The organism is Pelotomaculum propionicicum (assembly GCF_004369225.1).
Lineage (GTDB): Bacteria > Bacillota > Desulfotomaculia > Desulfotomaculales > Pelotomaculaceae > Pelotomaculum_B > Pelotomaculum_B propionicicum.
The window spans coordinates 1-16,504 of the sequence record NZ_QFFZ01000016.1 but is presented as its reverse complement, the minus strand read 5'-3'; the positions used below and the strand labels follow the sequence as shown (position 1 = coordinate 16,504).

Below are 16,504 nucleotides of genomic sequence, written 5' to 3'. Positions count from 1 at the left end.
TATATGATTAGGGCGGGGTTCCCCAAAACCCCGCCCTAACTGTTGTTTTATGGATTTTTCAAACCAGCTATCTTGTTAATCTTTTCAATATACATATCCGTGAGCGACTCTGCAATCTCCATGGTGCTGCCCTCACTGAAAACCCGGCACAAGGGTTCCTCCGGGTCCGGCAGAACCAGTGCCCAGCCGTTTTGGTGGTAGATTTTCACACCATCCAGCATTTCAAACCGGCTGGCCGGCGGGTCCTGGATTAAACGCCTGATTACCCTGCCTTTTGCTTCCCAGGGCACATGCACCTCCTGGCTGTCCATAAAGAAAAGGGGTATCTCTTCAACCAGCGTGGCAAGTGAGCTTTTATGCCTGGCCGTATAGTCCAGGATCCTCACCAGCGCCGTCAAGGCGTCAAAATGCAGGAAGAACTGAGAAATACCTTCCAGGCCGGGCTCCTGGGCCAGTACTTTATCCAAAAAATCCTGGAGGGCTGTCTTGGTGCGCACCACCCTGCCCTGATATCTTTCAGCCAGGGCTTCAATAACCATGGGAGCCGTAACAGGCACCACTACAGGCCCCTCCCGCCCTTTTAAAATGATTAGGGACAGCAGGGCGGTCAGTAAATTATCTTGAATTACTCTGCCCTTCTCATCAATTAACACCAGCCGGTCTCCGTTTGGATCCAGCAGCGCTCCCGCGTCGGCGCCGCTCTCCACCACCGCTTTGGCCATGTCCGGCAGTATTTTCTGGCAAGCGCTCCAGCTGCGGTACTCACCGCCGGCTTCCCCGCAGTAGTTTTCCCGGGCCAGCCCTAATTGGCTGCAAAGCCCGGCAACGAAATTTTCCAGGTTGTTGTGATCATAACAAAGCAGGACTTTAAAACCCGCTCCGCGCAGGCTCCCGTCCCGATAATTATCATACACAGCTGTCATATATTCTCCGGCTGCCCCAACCACCTTCTCAGGGGCAAAAAGCCGGGCTGCCTCAGACCTGGGAAAATCCTCCCTGGCCAGCGCGTTCTCAATCTTGCGCTCCTGCCCTCTGGATATGTTGCCGCCCCGGGAATTGATGAAAACCATTACCACTTTATCCGCGGCTGCCGGTGACACCTTGATATGCACTCCTGCCTGGCAGTTGAGCGACCTCACAGCATAACGCGCCACCGGCGTGATCACTTCACCAAGGTCCAGGATCCGGGAGCCAACCGACTGAGCGCCGCTGATCAGCGCCTGCCTGATCATAATTGAGGCCGTATAACTGTCACTGCTGACAGCAATACGCGCGCCCAAACCAGTTGTTGACCCAAAGGCGGCGCCTATCCTGACTGCGAATTCAGGTGTGATTTCCACGTTTACCAGGCCGCTGATCCCTTCAAAACCAAAAGATTTCTTGGGTGAAAGGGTCCCCCAGACCACGCTCCGGTGCACGGTGGCGCCTGTTTCCACCAGTTTGTGCGGCCATAGTTTAACATCAGGCTTTAAAAGGCTGTTTTCACGGATTATGGAGTCCTCACCTACTACCGCGCCTTCATAAATACCTGCTTTAGCCTGCACCTGGACCCTGCTGCCGACCACCGCGCCGCGCAGTGAGGCGCCGCTCCCCACATAAACGTTGTTCCAGATTACACTCCTTTTAATCGAAGCGTCTTTTTGCACCAGGCAGCCGCGGCCCAGCAGTGTGTAGGGCTCTATCCGGGCGCCGGCAGCAATCTGGCAGTCGGCGCCAATAAGGGAAGGTCCTTTGACACTGGCGGCAGGGTTGATATAAGCGCCATCTTCCACCCAAACCCGGGGCAACGTTTCATGGCCGGGCATTTCAATTTTTACTTTACCCGACAGCGCGTCATAGTGCGCCTCAAGATACTGCTGCAGGTTGCCGATATCACACCAGTAGCCGGGCAGCACCAGTCCAAACAGGGGTTTTTTCTCGCTTAGCAGCAGCGGGAACAGATCTTTGCTGAAGTCAAACATCCGGCCCGGAGCAAAATATTCCAGCACCTCGGGCTCAAGCACATAAATACCGGTATTGACTGTGTCGCTGAATACCTCGCCCCAGCCCGGTTTTTCCAGGAATTGAGTGATCCTGCCGTCCTCCGAGGTAATCACCACACCATATTCCAGGGGACAGTCCACCCGGGTGAGCACCAGGGTTGCCAGCGAACCGTTTTTTTTGTGAAATTCCACAGCACGGGTCAGATCCAGGTCAGTCAGGGCGTCACCGCTGATTACCAGAAAAGTATCATCCAGAAATCCTGAGGCATTTTTAACACTCCCGGCGGTACCCAGAGGTGAATCCTCAACAAAATACCGCAGGTTAACATCATACTCCGCCCCGTTGCCAAAGTGATCTCTGATGGCCTCCGGCATATACTGCAGAGTTACTCCGATATCATCAAAGCCGTGGTTCTTCAATAGATCAATAATGTGAGCCATGATCGGCCTGTTTAAAACAGGAACCATCGGCTTTGGCCTGCCGCAGGTAAGAGGCCTGAGACGTGAGCCCTCTCCCCCGGCCATAATGATCGCCTTCATACGCAGCCTCCGTTCGTTTTAAAAAAAACCTTTTTAGATACAACTCCGGCTAATCCCCTCATTTTTAAACGAGGGATACAGCCGGTTACCACCCAAATAAATCCATTCATGGTATAATAAAACTACAGTTCTTTGAAAAGTGAACATATCGGGTTGTATACACAAGTCCTTGTATACGCAAAATGTTCTTGGCTCAAAGGTTAACTGTGTCCTATAACGTATCTCCCTGGGGCAACCCACGGAGTAGTGGCGCGGTGACAGCGTCCGTAGTCTGGCGAAAGCTTATGGTCTACGAACCTGGATGCCCCTTACTTCAGTGAGGGGAGGAAGTCACGAGTACCTGGCTATGAGTTGGTTAAACCGCCCGAAAATCCCGTCCCGCCTGCCAGGCGCAGACCAGGTGGTCCTACGGTGGGCATCTAAAACTTCTTTATATACCGCAGCCGTTTGCCGGGCGATATGCCGCCAGTTAAACTCTTCTAAGACCATACTATACGCGTTCTCTTTTAAATATTCTCCAAGTTCAGGCTGTTTTAAAACGGCAAGAATGTTTTGCGCCAGGGAGTGGCTGTTGCCTGTAGCAGCTTTTAGCCCGTTGACCCCGTGACTGACAATTTCACTGATGCCGCCGCAGTCGGACACGATAACCGGCGTCCTGGCGGCCATGGCCTCCAGCGCCACAATACCGAAAGGCTCGTACAAGCTGGGAAATACCGCCGCGTCAGACCAGCTGTAAAGGCTGTTCCTGACACTGTCATCGATATAACCCGTAAAATATACCCTGTTGGCAATACCCAGAGCCTCAGCCTGACGCTTTAAGGGGGCAAGGTGAGGACCTTTGCCGGCTATGATAAACTTGGTTTGCGGATAGTGGGACAGGACTTCGGGAGCGGCGTCCAGTAAAATCTGCACCCCTTTTTCCTTAACCAGCCTGCCGACATAAAAAACTATCCTTTCATCCGGGGCGGCATAGTGGCTGCGGTGCACGTTTCCGCTGCCTATTTGAAAACTGGCGGCATTGACTCCATTTGGTATAACTGTGACCTTGTCATCGGGCAGCTGGAAAACATGCTTTACTTCCCCTTCCATGTAGCGGCTGCAGCAGATGACCCGCCAGGCCTCGTAGGTCAGCCACCATTCAATATCGCTGATGTGCCTTTGCACATCATTGTGCAGGCCGTAATTGCGGCCGTATTCCGTAGCATGGATGGTAGCCACCAGGGGCAGCCTTCCCGCGTGCTTAACTGCTCTGGCCGCATATGCCACCAGCCAGTCGTGGGCGTGTACAATCTGAAAGCCGCCGACCTCACCTAGCAGCTGCATCACTTTTTCCAGCAAGGCCACGTTAAACTGCGCCACCCAGGTAACAAAGTCCGGTGAAGAAACCCGGTAAGGCTCTACCCTGTAAACCTTAACCCCGTTAACCCGCTCGTAGGCAGGCGCGCCTTTTTCACCGGATGTAATCAGGTGGACATCCACACCGCTTTCCACCAGGGCGCCGGTCAGATCGTAAACATGCTGGGCCAACCCTCCCACACTTTTGGGGGGGTACTCCCAGGAAAGCATTAAAACTCTCAACAAACTTTCGCCTCCTGTCTGTCGGGATCAATAAAAATCCCTACCGGGCTAGTGGCAGGGACTGTTTCTTATTAATAACGCTTGCTCCCGTTGTGAATCTCAAAGCTCCAATTCACTCCGTTGTTGTTGTCCCAGTGTTCGGCGCCGTCCTTGAAGCAGAAGTTAAAGCGCCCTTCATGCTCAGGCATGTCCACGTTGCTTACCCAGCCCCAGCCTGACTTTTCCATGCTAACACTTGAAATGTTTCTCCACTTATCATGGGGCCCGTACCCGTAATGAAGATAAACCTGTCCCTTACCTTCCTTACCCAGCAGCCCGTTATAAAAAACTGTCACTTCTTCACCAGCGGTTATCGGCGTCGGGTCAACCACAACTCCTCCGGGGTAATCAGCCTCATGCATGGCCTTTAGCCTGGCTTCCCCTTTGCCGAATCTGGTTGGATTAGCCACTTTGGATCCCACCTCCTCGGTTATGGTATAAAAAGGTTTTTTGTTTTTATTAGTATGGTTTTTCAGTAATTCTTTTATACGAGTAAATAATACGAATGAACTTTTAAATAATGGACAGGTCAAGGAATAAACAAAACTGAAAACATCTCTTTAAAGAAATTTAAAAAAGCTCTCAATAAAAAAACAATTGACAAAAAATCATATTTTAAATATAATGAGCAAAGACTCAATGAGTTATGACTCAATATGCTGGGGTTGACGAGATGCCTGAATCACAACGCCAGAAACAAAAAAAACAAACCAGGAAACACCTGATCACGATGGCTTTTAACCAATTGGCCAAAGATGGTCTAATCAATACCCGGACCGCCGACATTGCGAAAGCCGCCGGAGTATCGCACGGGACGGTGTTTGCGCATTTTCCGACACGGGACGCTCTATTAACCGAGGTAATTAATGAGTTCGGCGCCAGGGTTACCCGGCGACTTCATGAACTGGCCGGCGGCGGGAGCGTACATGAAATCCTGGAGGCACATTTGAAGGGTTTGGCTGAGTTTGAACCCTTCTATACCAGGCTGGTTAGAGAAGGGAGTTTACTGCCGGAAAGCGCACGAAATACTTTGATAATGATTCAATCGGCCGTTTCATTTCATCTAAGCCAGGCAGCCGAGCGAGAGATGGCGGCAGGTATAATTCGCCGGCTTCCAATGCACCTGCTCTTCAATACCTGGATCGGACTAGTGCACTATTATCTGGCTAACGGTGACTTGTTTTCCCCTGGAAAGCCGGTTTTAGAGCGATATGGCAAAGAACTATTGGAACACTATTTAACCTTAATTACTGAGTAAAAATTAAATTACAAGGGAGTGTTGATGATGAAGATTTGTATTGCCTGCGGAATGCCTATGGAAAACCCTGCGGACTTTGCCATGGGAGACCCTGATAAGGATTTTTGCGTTCACTGCGCGCGGCAGGATGGAACAATGCAGTCCTATGAGGAAAAACTGGATTCTTTAGCCAACTTTATTGTTAGAACCCAGGGGCTGGATAAACAGGCAGCACGGGATGCAGCCAAAGGAATGATGGCTCAGCTCCCCGCGTGGAAAAAATGAGCATAACCCTTTGTGCCGGACACAAAGGTTCCTTTCGCAACCGGCATTTCTAACCATGATTAAAAAAAATAGGCCTCTCGGTCCAGGGTGAACCGGAGGCCTTATTTTTCAGTTGCTCATGAGATATGCTGCCATGTCCGTCGTGCTCCTTTTAGAACGCTCACTTAAAGATTCTGCCAAGCTCCACGGACAGTCCTTCAAAAATGTAGGACTGCGCGATTTCTGGTTTTTTGTAAGTGATATTGCCGCTGATGTTTTTGTCTTCAAAATGATAAACGGTCACTTCCCTGTTTATCGGGTTTACAATCCAGTATTCCCTGACGCCGCATGACATGTAAAGGTCAAGCTTTTTGATTAAATCCTTGCTCCGCGTACCCTCTGATATAATCTCCACCACAAGTGCCGGGACGCCCTTGTAATAGTCTTTTTCATCCAGCTTTTCCTCAAGGTCGCAGATGACCATGATGTCAGGCTGAACAACATTTATATTCTCCGGGTTTCTCCTGAGTGTAATATCATAAGGGGCAACCAGGGGGACGCATTCTTTACCCTGAAACCAGTTGTAAAAAATCACAAACAGTTCGGTCAAAGCTATCTGGTGCGTGGTTTTAGGCGAGGCCAGCAGGTATATTTCACCATCTATGTATTCGTATCTATCTTCGGTGTCTTTGGTCAGCTCCAAAAACTCCTCATAGGATGCCTTTCTGCCGCCGTAACCGTATACTTCCGCCTTTTCCATTACATCTATTACCGTACCAGGCGCCGCGCCGCGGTCCGAAACCGCGTCTCTGACGGCTGACAGTTTTGCTATCTCCATACCGTTTCTTGTAATTATAATGTCCTCCTGCGCCGCAAGCATCAGGTATTTCCCGAAGTTGTTCTGCAGTTCCGTTGAGTTGATTTTCATGGACACACCTCAAGCAATAGCTATAATAGCTAATTTAGCTATTATCATTATGTGCCATTATGGAAGCTGTGTCAAGGAAAAGCAGTAAACCTCTCCCACCTGCCACGTAACAGGTAAGGGCTTTCGGAGCATAACCAGTTCAAATCCGGGAGGCCACCTGCTAAGCACCACACCCGCGAAGGGCACCGTAATTGAAATGGTTTCTCCCTGAGAAAGCAGCACTTGTCAGGGTCTCTTGCTGTAGACCGGGTAAGCGGCTATTCACTGGTCACAGGATTTCCACATATCCTTCCGTTCCGTTCACCGGATCCTCTGCCCATCTTTAATCAGCTTCGTAGCGTTTTCCACGCTTACGACTGCCGGGAGGCCGTATTCTCGCGCAATAACGGCGCCATGGTTCATCAGCCCGCCTACTTCCGTCACCAAACCTTTGACGGATACAAACAGGGGCGTCTAGCTGGGGTCAGTGAATGCGGTGACCAAAATATCGCCATCCTCTATGTGGGCGTCCTCCATCTTTAGAACAACTCTTGCCTGGCCCTCGATGATGCCCGATGAAACGGGTATGCCCGCCAAGGCGCCCTGGGGGATATTGCCGATATTGTGTTCGCCGGATATGACTTCGCCCTCGGATGTCATCACACGCGGCGGCGTCAGCTTATCATAAACCTGAGTTCTGCCGCAGATTCTGCAATAATAGGCCATGAAATTCTTTTTCCTCTCAAGCTAATTGGCTCGGGACGGTTTCGTAACGGTTCCCGCTATTATTTCATCCTTTTTGTGGGTATGCCTTGGCACACTAATCACCTCAGCATAATTTTACCCTTCAAACCAAACTGGGACAAATAACCTGTCCCCTTGTCCTTCTGCGGGACCAGGCGCACGGTGCGCCGGCTGAAAAATTCATGCCTGGCGCCGGGAGCCTCGCCCCAAACAGGCGTTGACTTCCTCCAGGAACTCACGGGTATTGACTATTCTCTTTTCCCCTTCCGCCAGTATAGCCAAGTCTTTGGTCATGCTCCCCTCTTCTATGGTGTCCATGGCTGCTTGCTCCAGTTCACCGGCAAATTGCACTAAACTGCCAGCGCCGTCCAGTTCGCCTCTTTTTCTCAGCGCCCCCGTCCAGGCGAATAAAGTGGCCACCGGGTTGGTTGAAGTTTCTTCACCTTTAAGATACTGATAATAATGCCTGGTCACCGTCCCGTGGGCAGCCTCGAACTCATAATAACCATCCGGCGAAACCAGAACCGAAGTCATCATGGCCAGGCTGCCGAAGGCGGTGGCCACCATATCCGACATCACGTCGCCGTCATAGTTTTTGCAAGCCCAGATAAAGCCGCCCGGGCTTCGGATCACCCTGGCCACGGCGTCATCAATCAACGTGTAAAAGTATTCTATTCCTGCTGCCGAAAACTTTTCTTGATACTCTCTGGTATAGAGGTCTTGAAAGATATCTTTGAAGTTATGGTCGTATTTTTTGGAAATAGTGTCCTTTGTGGCAAACCACAAATCCTGCTTTTGGTCCAGCGCGTAGTTGAAGCAAGCCCTGGCGAAGCTCTCAACAGACTTGTCCAGATTGTGCATGGCCATGACCATGCCGGGGCCGGCAAAATCATGGATCACCTCCCTGGACACCCGCCCGTCTTCACAAGTAAAAACTAATTCCGCCTTACCTTTTGCGGCAATTTTCATTTCAACACCTTTGTAAATATCTCCGTAAGCGTGTCTGGCAATGGTGATGGGCCTCTCCCATGTCTTTACAAAGGGTTTGATATTCTTAACAATTATAGGGGTGCGGAAAACCGTCCCGTCCAAAATTGCTCTGATCGTCCCATTGGGGCTTTTCCACATCTGCTTCAGGTCATATTCCTTTACCCGCTGGGCATTGGGGGTAATGGTGGCGCACTTGACCGCCACACCATATTTTTTGGTGGCCTCCGCAGCTTCCACCGTAATCCGGTCGTCTGTTTCATCCCTTTTTTTAAGTCCCAGGTCAAAGTACAATGTTTTTAAGTCAACATAAGGCGTTAGTAGAATTTCTTTGACCTGCCGCCAGATTACCCTGGCCATTTCGTCGCCGTCCATCTCCACCAACGGAACTTCCATTTGAATTTTTCCTGCCATATAATTCCGTCTCCCCTTGCGAATCTAATTCCACATTACTACATTATACAATATCTCAAAGGGCAAAGTAACATCCCCCCGGAAGCGAAAAGGGAACGGTCCCCCCGCCGCAAGCAAATATACGCGACGAAGCGTGGCCGTCCCATGTGCTTCCTATGCGTTGTCGAGGGCGCCTTTCAAGTACCACCGCGGGTATTTTTAGGTCCAAACATGTCCTTGGCGGTCTTGACCAGGCCTTGCCGTTTAAGTTCGGCCGCGATAAACGGATAGCGCTCTCTTAAAAACTTAAGAGAGACATCGCCGTGCGCGTAATAGACGAGAATGTTGCACCTGTTCTGAACTAAATCGTCATCGTCATTTAATCTCAACACATCTATGGTATACCGAACCATCCTTTTCTCATCGTTTGACAATCCAAGACCAGGTTTAATCAAGCAACTCGGGAACTCTAAAACAAACCATCCATATTCAATTGCACAAGGGTCGGTAATACCTTCTTTATCACCTTTATAACTATTTAATTTCGGCGAAGACAGACGATAATTGTCCCATTCATAGGCTAAATCCGGATTGCGCCATTTAGGGATAAAATGATCAACAGAACCGGGTCTGGAAATCCATTCCCCGGAGTAGGAGCAAATGCCCTTATATGCGTTATAAAGTTCCACAGTCACAGACTGCCAGTACCTGTTCTTTTTCCAGTCTTTATTTGTAGGGTTCGGATTATTTCTTAAAAATTTCTTTCCCGGTTTTCTTACCAGATGGTCGAAATTTTTCGGTTCCGGTTGTCTCGTTACAGGAATCATTTAACAACACCATATCTCTCCGCAAAATAAATCCACCTGGGCCAAAACTGGTCATCGACCGCTAAATGTCGAACCAGCCTTTCGTTGACTTCCCTAACCTCATCAGAATTGACATCATTGCGTTTTTGAAGATTTTTTGCTGCTTCAATCGCATCTTCCGCCTCTCTTGATCGCGCATGACGCATCTCAAATATTGGAGAGGTCAACCAGGAATTAATCTGACCAAGTTTAATGAACTGCTTGACTTCCAGTCGGACTTCATTACCGTAGGAAAAATCAAGATGAAACAGCTCATCCTGTAAATCGTCAAATACCGGCTCGGCTGAGGCAAGAACCAGGGGGGAGTGAGTCGTTATAAAAAATTGAATCTCAAGGTTTCTCGATAAAGTTTCCTGAACATCCAACAGCGCCGGCAAAATAATCCTCTGCCATTTGGGGTGCAAATGGGCCTCAATTTCATCTATCATAACCACCATGCGCGCTTCTGGTTTCACGTTGTAATGCTCGGAATTGACACGATGCTCGTTCCAAGCCCAGACCATAAGGTAAGCCATGGTGATGATTCTCCTGACACCCGCTGATGTGAACAATATGGGGGTGGTACCGTAAGGATGCACAATTGTGGGAATGTCCCTGGGGTCATTCGGTATTCTTACTGTGTCACCCGGAACCAAGTCACTTAGGTCGGGCGGCGATAATCTTTTAAGAACTTTGCAAAAAACATCAAATAGATATCTGTCCGGAGAAGTTTGCCACCTCGTCCAATCGCGAATCAATCCCTCGATGTTGCCGGGCAACCCATTCCAAACATCGGAACGGCTCAACACAAGAGTCGCTTTGCGTGCGTCATCTTCCTCGGAGGAAACAAACCTGGCTGGATCCCAAACGGCAAAAGAGCCGTCCACCCGCGCATAAACAATTAACCCGGGTATTGTTGGCCTTTTGGTCTTGGGCCAAGAACGGGATTTGAAGTCGTATGCTATTTTCTTTTTCAATGGATGGGCGGTTCTTCCGGCCAATTCGAAAGTGATGCTGGATTCTTTTTCTTTAAAACTATTATTAGGGTAAGCCGGCATTTCAGGCCAGGTTCCCGTCAGCGCCCACCAGGCGCACTCCAACAGGAACGACTTGCCGAGACCATTGTCGCCGGTTATAATATTCAATCGCCTGGCAGGGTAAAATGAAATGTATTTCGCAGGACCGAGGTTTCGCAGTTCCAAAAAAGACAGGGTTCCGCCAGAATCAGGTCCGGCATCGGGCGGAGATTGTATATAGGGGCTTAATTCCGGCCACTGAACGGGATGATCCTGAAACAGCCTGCCTTCCGGCGCAAGATGTGGAGCATCGTCAAACAACCTTGCGCGCTCATCTTCAGAAATGAGAAATTGATCGAAAAAGAAATCTAGAACATCATAAGGCTTAGTTTCCTTAGACCATCTTCTTGAGCGAAACAGCCATACCGCGAGGTCAAATGCCGGTATTTTCTTGCCTTTAGTTAATTTCTTCTGTAAAGTTTCAATATAGTCCGGGTGCCAACCCCAGCGCCTTGTCCCGGAGTCATGCAAAAATGCCGACCCAAAGGTTCTGGTGTTTATTGACTGTAGTCCTTTTGCGGCATAATCGGGACGCACCCATCGTTTTTTCTTGCCCACCGGCCCGAAAGGTTGAAAAAAACTTGGAGATGTGGGATGAATACGGTGATTCTTTTCAAGAAATTCTTTTGTTTTTTGGTCTAACGGAAAATCGATCTTTACCCCGACAGGCAGCATTTCCTTTTTGCAAACCAAAAAAGTGATGCCAAAAAAAGGATTAATATAGCTAAGTTTATTTATAGAGCTTAGAATTTGAAATGCGGAAAAATACATGTCAGATCCCCCGTATTTCCTTCACCATAAATTTGCAGAACTCCCGGCTCAAATCAATCCCGATAGCCGGCCTGTTTGAATTCAACGCGACGCGCAAGGTGGTTCCGCTGCCGGCAAAAGGATCGAGAACTACCCCCCCTTCGGGGCAACCGATGTCCAGACAGCGTTGAACCAATTCATCGGGATAGGGTGCTGTATCTATACCGTTTGTGACTTTGGGCCTGGCCTGTATAGTCCATAAATCTTCTTCCACCTTCTGATCAACCAAGGGTTCGCGGTTAAAATAGTATTTTCGACTTTTTACAAACATAAAAATATACTCATAGCTCCGCCGGGGGCGATCGAGAACAGATTCCGGCAAGCATTTTTCTCGGTGCCAAATGATGGGACTACGAAGGACCCAATCACGTGAGGCCATTTCAATCGCAACTCTCCAGGGGACACCGATAATGGATTTTCTTTGCAGACCTATACCCAGTCCCCCGCTCTTATCCACCGCCCGCAATCCAAATCTTCGTTTGTTGCTCTTGCGATCATTCCCCTGCGATTGTCCTTTTCCGGAATAGTAAGTGTCCCCCAGATTAAAAAATAACGTGCCGTCTGATCTAAGTACACGACGTACTTCATCCATAACTTTACATATGGCTTCAACATAATCTTCAACAGAGTCCTCCAAACCAATCTGTCCTTCGACTTTATAATCCCTTAAACAATAATACGGCGGAGATGTCACAACACAATTCACGCTTTCATCGGGAAGTCGCCTTAAAACTTCAAAGGAATCCCCGCAGTAAACCTGCCAAAGGATACCGCTTTTTGTAAAACCATCCCAATTAATAATTTGATTCTTCTCAACCTGCTGTTCGTTTGCATCGAAAACAGAACTCACAGTTTAATCACTCTCATCTGAAAATGGATTGCCACATCAAGAAAGCCTTAAAAGTCTCTATTAATCATTATAAGTAGTTTAGCAATAACAGGCAATCTTAGATCATATCACAAAGATCAAGAAAGGATGTCTTGTATATAATTGTTGTCATGTCTCGTTTTTCAGTCTTCACAAGACCTGCCAAATAACCTCATGGAGTTAAATCACACTTTTTTACAATATTATTCAAACATATGTTCTTGTTTTTATTCTATAAACACTCTTTTTTCCCTTCTCTGTCTGTTAATATTTTTACATATTTCATAACAAGGCGAAATTTGAGATCCGAACAGACTTCAAAAATATTTGGTTAATCCCGGTTACGGGAAATACTCCCTTCCCATGATGGGCCGGGCCAGCAAAATCACTCTCAAGTTCTATTCCTTATGACTCGAATCGCGGAAGCAAATGGCTAGGCTCTACTTTGTGAAATCTCAAAATGCATAAGTAGAGCCTGATCCCTAAAATTCTACAATTGTGGTATTACCGTAATCCAGGACGATTCGGTCTTTAAAAGCAAAGATGCGGGGCCACACTTCTTGCGGGAGCAGTTAGCGTCAACCGGCAGATGGCAGCCGCTTCCTCACCGTAGCCGCAGTTATCTGGATCCTTAACTAAAATTAAACCCGCCGTATTTTTGAAAATGCGCAGCCAGACCCCCGTCGTTGAGAATCTTAATCATGACTTTAGGCAGAGGCTTAATGGGTATAACAGTGCCCTTAGTCTTATTGGTGATTTGCCCCGCCTCAAGGTCCACGGTCAGCTCGTCGCCCGGTTCGATCCGGTCGGTGTCGCATTCCACCACGGGCAGGCCGGTATTGATGGCGTTGCGGTAGAAAATACGGGCGAATGATTTAGCCAGTACCGCTCCCACATCAGCATACTTGATGGCCAGAGGCGCCTGCTCCCTGGATGACCCGCAGCCAAAATTCGTACCAGCCACGATAAAATCCCCTGTGCTGACTTTGCCGTAGAAATCAGGGTCGAGATCCTCCATGACGTGCTTGGCCAGTTCTTTCATATCCAGGGTTTTAAACTTGTACTTGCCTGAAATAATATAGTCGGTATTTACATCATTACCAAACTTATGGGTTTTACCGCTAAACTGCATAATGACACCTGCTTTTTGTTTATATTGAGGAATTCAGGAGTCAGAATCCAGAATTCAGAATAATTTTATTCTGACTACTGACTACTGAATTCTGTATTCCCAAATCTTTTAAATATACTCCCGCGGGTCTGTGATTTTACCGGTTAAAGCGCTTGCCGCCACTGAAGCGGGCGAGGCCAGGTAGATCTCCGCGTTGGAGTTGCCCATGCGTCCTTTGAAGTTGCGGTTGGCCGTGGAAATAACCGTTTCTCCGTCCGAAGGCACACCGTTGTGCGTCCCGACACAGGGGCCGCAGCCCGGTGTAACCACTGCCGCGCCGGCCTGGACCAGGGTCTGAATTATTCCTTCCGCCATGGCGTCTAAAAATACCCGGCGGGAGGCGGGGGCGACAATCAAGCGCACATCACGGTGGACCTTGCGGCCACCCAGGATACCGGCGGCAATGCGCAGGTCTTCCAAACGTCCGTTGGTGCAGGTGCCGATTAAAGCCTGTTGTACGGGCTTGCCGGCCACCTGGCTGAGCGGCGCCACGTTGTCCACCCGGTGAGGCCTGGCCACCTGAGGTTCAAGCTTTGCCACATCGTATTCCAGTATCCTGGCGTAAGAAGCGTCCGGATCTGCGCTTACCGGCTTAAACTCCCTGTCTGTATACCGCCGCAGCCAGGCCATAGTCTTTTCATCGGCTTCCATTAAGCCGGCCTTGGCGCCCATCTCTATGGCCATATTGGCTATGGTAAAGCGGGCTTCCTGAGACAAGGCCGCTATGGCTTCGCCTGCATACTCCGCCGCCAGATAGGTTGCTCCGTCGGCTGTGACCTCGCCGATCAGGTGCAGGATCAGGTCTTTTGAGTAAACACCGGGAGCCAGGGTGCCGTTGCAGACAAACTTGACAGTCTCGGGGACTTTAAACCACATCCGGCCGGATATTAATCCGCCGGCCAGGTCAGTAGAGCCGACCCCTGTGGAAAAAGCATTCAAAGCGCCATAGGTGCAGGTATGGGAATCGGCGCCGATAACCAAACTGCCCGGACCGACCACGCCGCTCTCAGGCACTACCTGGTGGCAGACACCTTCGCCTATATCGAAAAGCCGAAATCCTTTTTCCCTGACAAACTCCCTCATCATTTTATGCAGGGCGGAAACTCCCTCGTTGGGGCTGGGAGCACTGTGGTCGATTACAAAAGCCACGCACTCCGGGTCAAATACCCGCGACCCGCCCATTTCATTGAAAGCCCTGATGGCAAGCGGGGCTGTCCCGTCCTGGCCCATCACATAATCAACCCGGGCCACCACGATTTCATTGGCACGGGCTTCCTGGCCGCTGTGGCTGGACAGAATTTTTTCTATAATTGTCTGGCCCAATGTCAATCCCTCTTTCCAAAAAAATCTTCGTAAATGTACATCAATTCCTTGTCAAAGAGCGGCCGTTTTATGGAAACTGTGTATGAACGGACTTTTGGCAGCAGTTCCTTGGCCTGTTGCTCACTTAATTCCATGCCGAATTCCTCAAACTTAGCCTTTAACGCCGCCGTGCCGGAATGTTTGCCTATTACAATCTGGCGCAGCAGTCCTACTTCTTCGGGATGGAAAGCCTCATAAGTATCGGGGTTTTTTTGCACCCCGTCGGCGTGGATGCCTGACTCATGGGCGAACATATTCTTACCGATAATGGCCTTCCACTTGGGCAGCTTCCTGCCTGAAGCACGGGAAACGTACTCGGCCAATTCCAGAAACATCTCAGTTTTAAAATTCAGGTCAATATCATACAGGTGTTTGAGAGCCATCACCACTTCTTCCAGGGCGGCATTGCCGGCGCGCTCACCCAGGCCGGTAACAGTCACTCCAATATACCTGGCCCCCGCTCTAACGCCCGACAGGGCGTTGGCTGTAGCCATGCCGAAATCATTGTGGGTATGCATTTCTATGTCAAGATCCACCGCGTCCCTGATCGCTTTGATACGATCATAAATAGTAAACGGCTCCATGATTCCCACGGTATCACAATAGCGCAGGCGGTCGGCGCCGGCTTCCTTGGCGGCCCTGGCAAACTCGATCAGAAAGTCCATATCGGAACGGGAAGCGTCTTCAGCGTTTACGGATATCTGCATACCCTCCTTCTTGGCGAAGCGGGTGGCATTCACCATCTGTTCCAGGACCTTGGCACGGGTTGTGTTGAGTTTATGCTTGATATGGATGTCCGATGTGGAAATTGAAATGGCAACTGCGTCCACACCACAATCTATCGACTCTTCAATATCCTTGATGACAGGCCGGTTCCAGCCCATGATGCTGGCCTTCAGGCCGGACTTGCAGATAGCCCGGATGGCTTCTTTCTCATCCCCGCCCATTACCGCTATCCCTGCCTCAATTTGTTGAACGCCTATTTCATCCAACAGCCTTGCTATCCTTACTTTTTCCCTGTTGGCAAAAACTACGCCCGCCGTCTGTTCACCGTCTCTCAGGGTCGTGTCCACAATAATGATATCCTTGTTCATCGCTGCCTCACTCCTCAGTTACTTAGCTTATATATTTTATTGAAAGCCGGCGGAAAATTGAATTAACTACAATAGTACCATAATTATTGTTATATGAAAAGTTACAAAATATTATCAAGCAGAGCTGACGCATGAAAATGTTTTTTAAATCTTGCGGGGTCTGGAATTGACGTTTTCGCAACTATTGCCTATTCGGTTATTCCAAAAATCACCGGTTTATCCGTATCAACACATCCTTAACTAAACCGTTTCTGCTCGTTTTAGCATGCCGGACATCTTCAACGGAAAGACGAGTAGCGCCGCGCAACCGCTGCCTAAGCTGTCTGTATCAGTTCAATTCGCTATGCCGCCAGACGGCTTGCTTTCCAATTTTCTTCGCGCACTAGTCGCAATTGACCGGGAGATTCGGTCAGCCGGCGAAGCCGCCCTGTATCCAACTCACTATAGGTCATAGCTTCATAAAACTTCTTGATGAAAGAATGAACCCCGACTGTTTTGACATGTTCCGTCAGGTAAAGCGAATGAAGCGCCATTTCATTTAACATACGGGCGATATGCATGAGGTAATGATACCCCCGCATCGCATTCCAGTCATGTGAAAAAATGT

General features: G+C 49.2%; 14 protein-coding genes and 1 pseudogene. 2 read left to right on the top strand and 13 right to left on the bottom strand.

Annotation, left to right across the window (positions count from 1 at the left end; genetic code table 11):
- Nucleotides 1–47 precede the first annotated feature (47 nt).
- The 3 genes from Pmgp_RS08815 to Pmgp_RS08805 form a co-directional block, all read right to left on the bottom strand.
- Nucleotides 48–2,522, bottom strand: coding sequence for a mannose-1-phosphate guanyltransferase (locus Pmgp_RS08815; protein WP_134213621.1), 2,475 nt, complete (start codon nt 2,520–2,522; stop codon nt 48–50).
- Between the two features lie 330 nt (nt 2,523–2,852).
- On the bottom strand, nt 2,853–4,103 hold the full coding sequence (locus Pmgp_RS08810) for a glycosyltransferase family 4 protein (protein ID WP_345789138.1): 1,251 nt from the start codon (nt 4,101–4,103) through the stop codon (nt 2,853–2,855).
- A 68-nt stretch (nt 4,104–4,171) separates the two neighbouring features.
- Nucleotides 4,172–4,549, bottom strand: coding sequence for a carbohydrate-binding protein (locus tag Pmgp_RS08805; RefSeq protein WP_134213620.1), 378 nt, complete (start codon nt 4,547–4,549; stop codon nt 4,172–4,174).
- Nucleotides 4,550–4,812: 263 nt separating this feature from the next.
- Between Pmgp_RS08805 and Pmgp_RS08800 the strand changes: the two genes are divergently transcribed.
- Nucleotides 4,813–5,397 (top strand): TetR/AcrR family transcriptional regulator, encoded by a 585-nt coding sequence (locus Pmgp_RS08800; RefSeq protein ID WP_134213619.1) that lies wholly within the window; start codon nt 4,813–4,815, stop codon nt 5,395–5,397.
- A gap of 27 nt (nt 5,398–5,424) precedes the next feature.
- Nucleotides 5,425–5,661 (top strand): zinc ribbon domain-containing protein, encoded by a 237-nt coding sequence (locus Pmgp_RS08795; protein ID WP_134213618.1) that lies wholly within the window; start codon nt 5,425–5,427, stop codon nt 5,659–5,661.
- 160 nt (nt 5,662–5,821) lie between these two features.
- Here Pmgp_RS08795 and Pmgp_RS08790 read toward each other — a convergent pair whose 3' ends face one another.
- From Pmgp_RS08790 to Pmgp_RS08745, 10 genes and pseudogenes are all read right to left on the bottom strand, one after another.
- Nucleotides 5,822–6,568, bottom strand: coding sequence for a type II toxin-antitoxin system prevent-host-death family antitoxin (locus Pmgp_RS08790; RefSeq protein ID WP_134213617.1), 747 nt, complete (start codon nt 6,566–6,568; stop codon nt 5,822–5,824).
- Nucleotides 6,569–6,836: 268 nt separating this feature from the next.
- Nucleotides 6,837–7,240 (bottom strand): annotated as a pseudogene (locus Pmgp_RS08785) (PEP-utilizing enzyme); the annotation flags it as partial.
- A 231-nt stretch (nt 7,241–7,471) separates the two neighbouring features.
- Nucleotides 7,472–8,692 (bottom strand): NADP-dependent isocitrate dehydrogenase, encoded by a 1,221-nt coding sequence (locus Pmgp_RS08780; RefSeq protein WP_134213616.1) that lies wholly within the window; start codon nt 8,690–8,692, stop codon nt 7,472–7,474.
- 176 nt (nt 8,693–8,868) lie between these two features.
- A complete protein-coding gene (locus tag Pmgp_RS08775) occupies nt 8,869–9,498 on the bottom strand; it encodes an HNH endonuclease family protein (RefSeq protein ID WP_134213615.1) in 630 nt (209 codons plus the stop codon).
- Nucleotides 9,495–11,363, bottom strand: coding sequence for an AAA family ATPase (locus tag Pmgp_RS08770; RefSeq protein WP_134213614.1), 1,869 nt, complete (start codon nt 11,361–11,363; stop codon nt 9,495–9,497). The genes Pmgp_RS08775 and Pmgp_RS08770 overlap by 4 nt, the downstream gene beginning before the upstream one ends.
- A gap of 1 nt (nt 11,364) precedes the next feature.
- Nucleotides 11,365–12,252, bottom strand: a complete 888-nt coding sequence (locus Pmgp_RS08765) for a DNA-methyltransferase (protein WP_243119784.1) — start codon at nt 12,250–12,252, stop codon at nt 11,365–11,367.
- A gap of 649 nt (nt 12,253–12,901) precedes the next feature.
- Nucleotides 12,902–13,402, bottom strand: a complete 501-nt coding sequence (locus Pmgp_RS08760; RefSeq protein WP_134213613.1) for a 3-isopropylmalate dehydratase small subunit — start codon at nt 13,400–13,402, stop codon at nt 12,902–12,904.
- A 108-nt stretch (nt 13,403–13,510) separates the two neighbouring features.
- On the bottom strand, nt 13,511–14,764 hold the full coding sequence (locus Pmgp_RS08755) for a 3-isopropylmalate dehydratase large subunit (protein WP_134213612.1): 1,254 nt from the start codon (nt 14,762–14,764) through the stop codon (nt 13,511–13,513).
- A 2-nt stretch (nt 14,765–14,766) separates the two neighbouring features.
- The gene (gene nifV / locus Pmgp_RS08750; RefSeq protein WP_134213611.1) at nt 14,767–15,897 is read right to left on the bottom strand and encodes a homocitrate synthase; all 1,131 of its coding nucleotides are present in this window, start codon (nt 15,895–15,897) and stop codon (nt 14,767–14,769) included.
- Between the two features lie 341 nt (nt 15,898–16,238).
- On the bottom strand, nt 16,239–16,504 hold a 266-nt coding region (locus Pmgp_RS08745; protein WP_205077997.1), incomplete at its 5' end, for a hypothetical protein.

Bases quoted from the DNA above. Each gene is read 5' to 3' on its own strand.
- Pmgp_RS08815 (WP_134213621.1), bottom strand. From the start codon at position 2,522: ATGAAGGCGATCATTATGGCCGGGGGAGAGGGCTCACGTCTCAGGCCT.
- Pmgp_RS08800 (WP_134213619.1), top strand. From the start codon at position 4,813: ATGCCTGAATCACAACGCCAGAAACAAAAAAAACAAACCAGGAAACAC.
- Pmgp_RS08795 (WP_134213618.1), top strand. From the start codon at position 5,425: ATGAAGATTTGTATTGCCTGCGGAATGCCTATGGAAAACCCTGCGGAC.
- Pmgp_RS08790 (WP_134213617.1), bottom strand. From the start codon at position 6,568: ATGAAAATCAACTCAACGGAACTGCAGAACAACTTCGGGAAATACCTG.
- Pmgp_RS08780 (WP_134213616.1), bottom strand. From the start codon at position 8,692: ATGGCAGGAAAAATTCAAATGGAAGTTCCGTTGGTGGAGATGGACGGC.
- Pmgp_RS08775 (WP_134213615.1), bottom strand. From the start codon at position 9,498: ATGATTCCTGTAACGAGACAACCGGAACCGAAAAATTTCGACCATCTG.
- Pmgp_RS08770 (WP_134213614.1), bottom strand. From the start codon at position 11,363: ATGTATTTTTCCGCATTTCAAATTCTAAGCTCTATAAATAAACTTAGC.
- Pmgp_RS08760 (WP_134213613.1), bottom strand. From the start codon at position 13,402: ATGCAGTTTAGCGGTAAAACCCATAAGTTTGGTAATGATGTAAATACC.
- nifV (WP_134213611.1), bottom strand. From the start codon at position 15,897: ATGAACAAGGATATCATTATTGTGGACACGACCCTGAGAGACGGTGAA.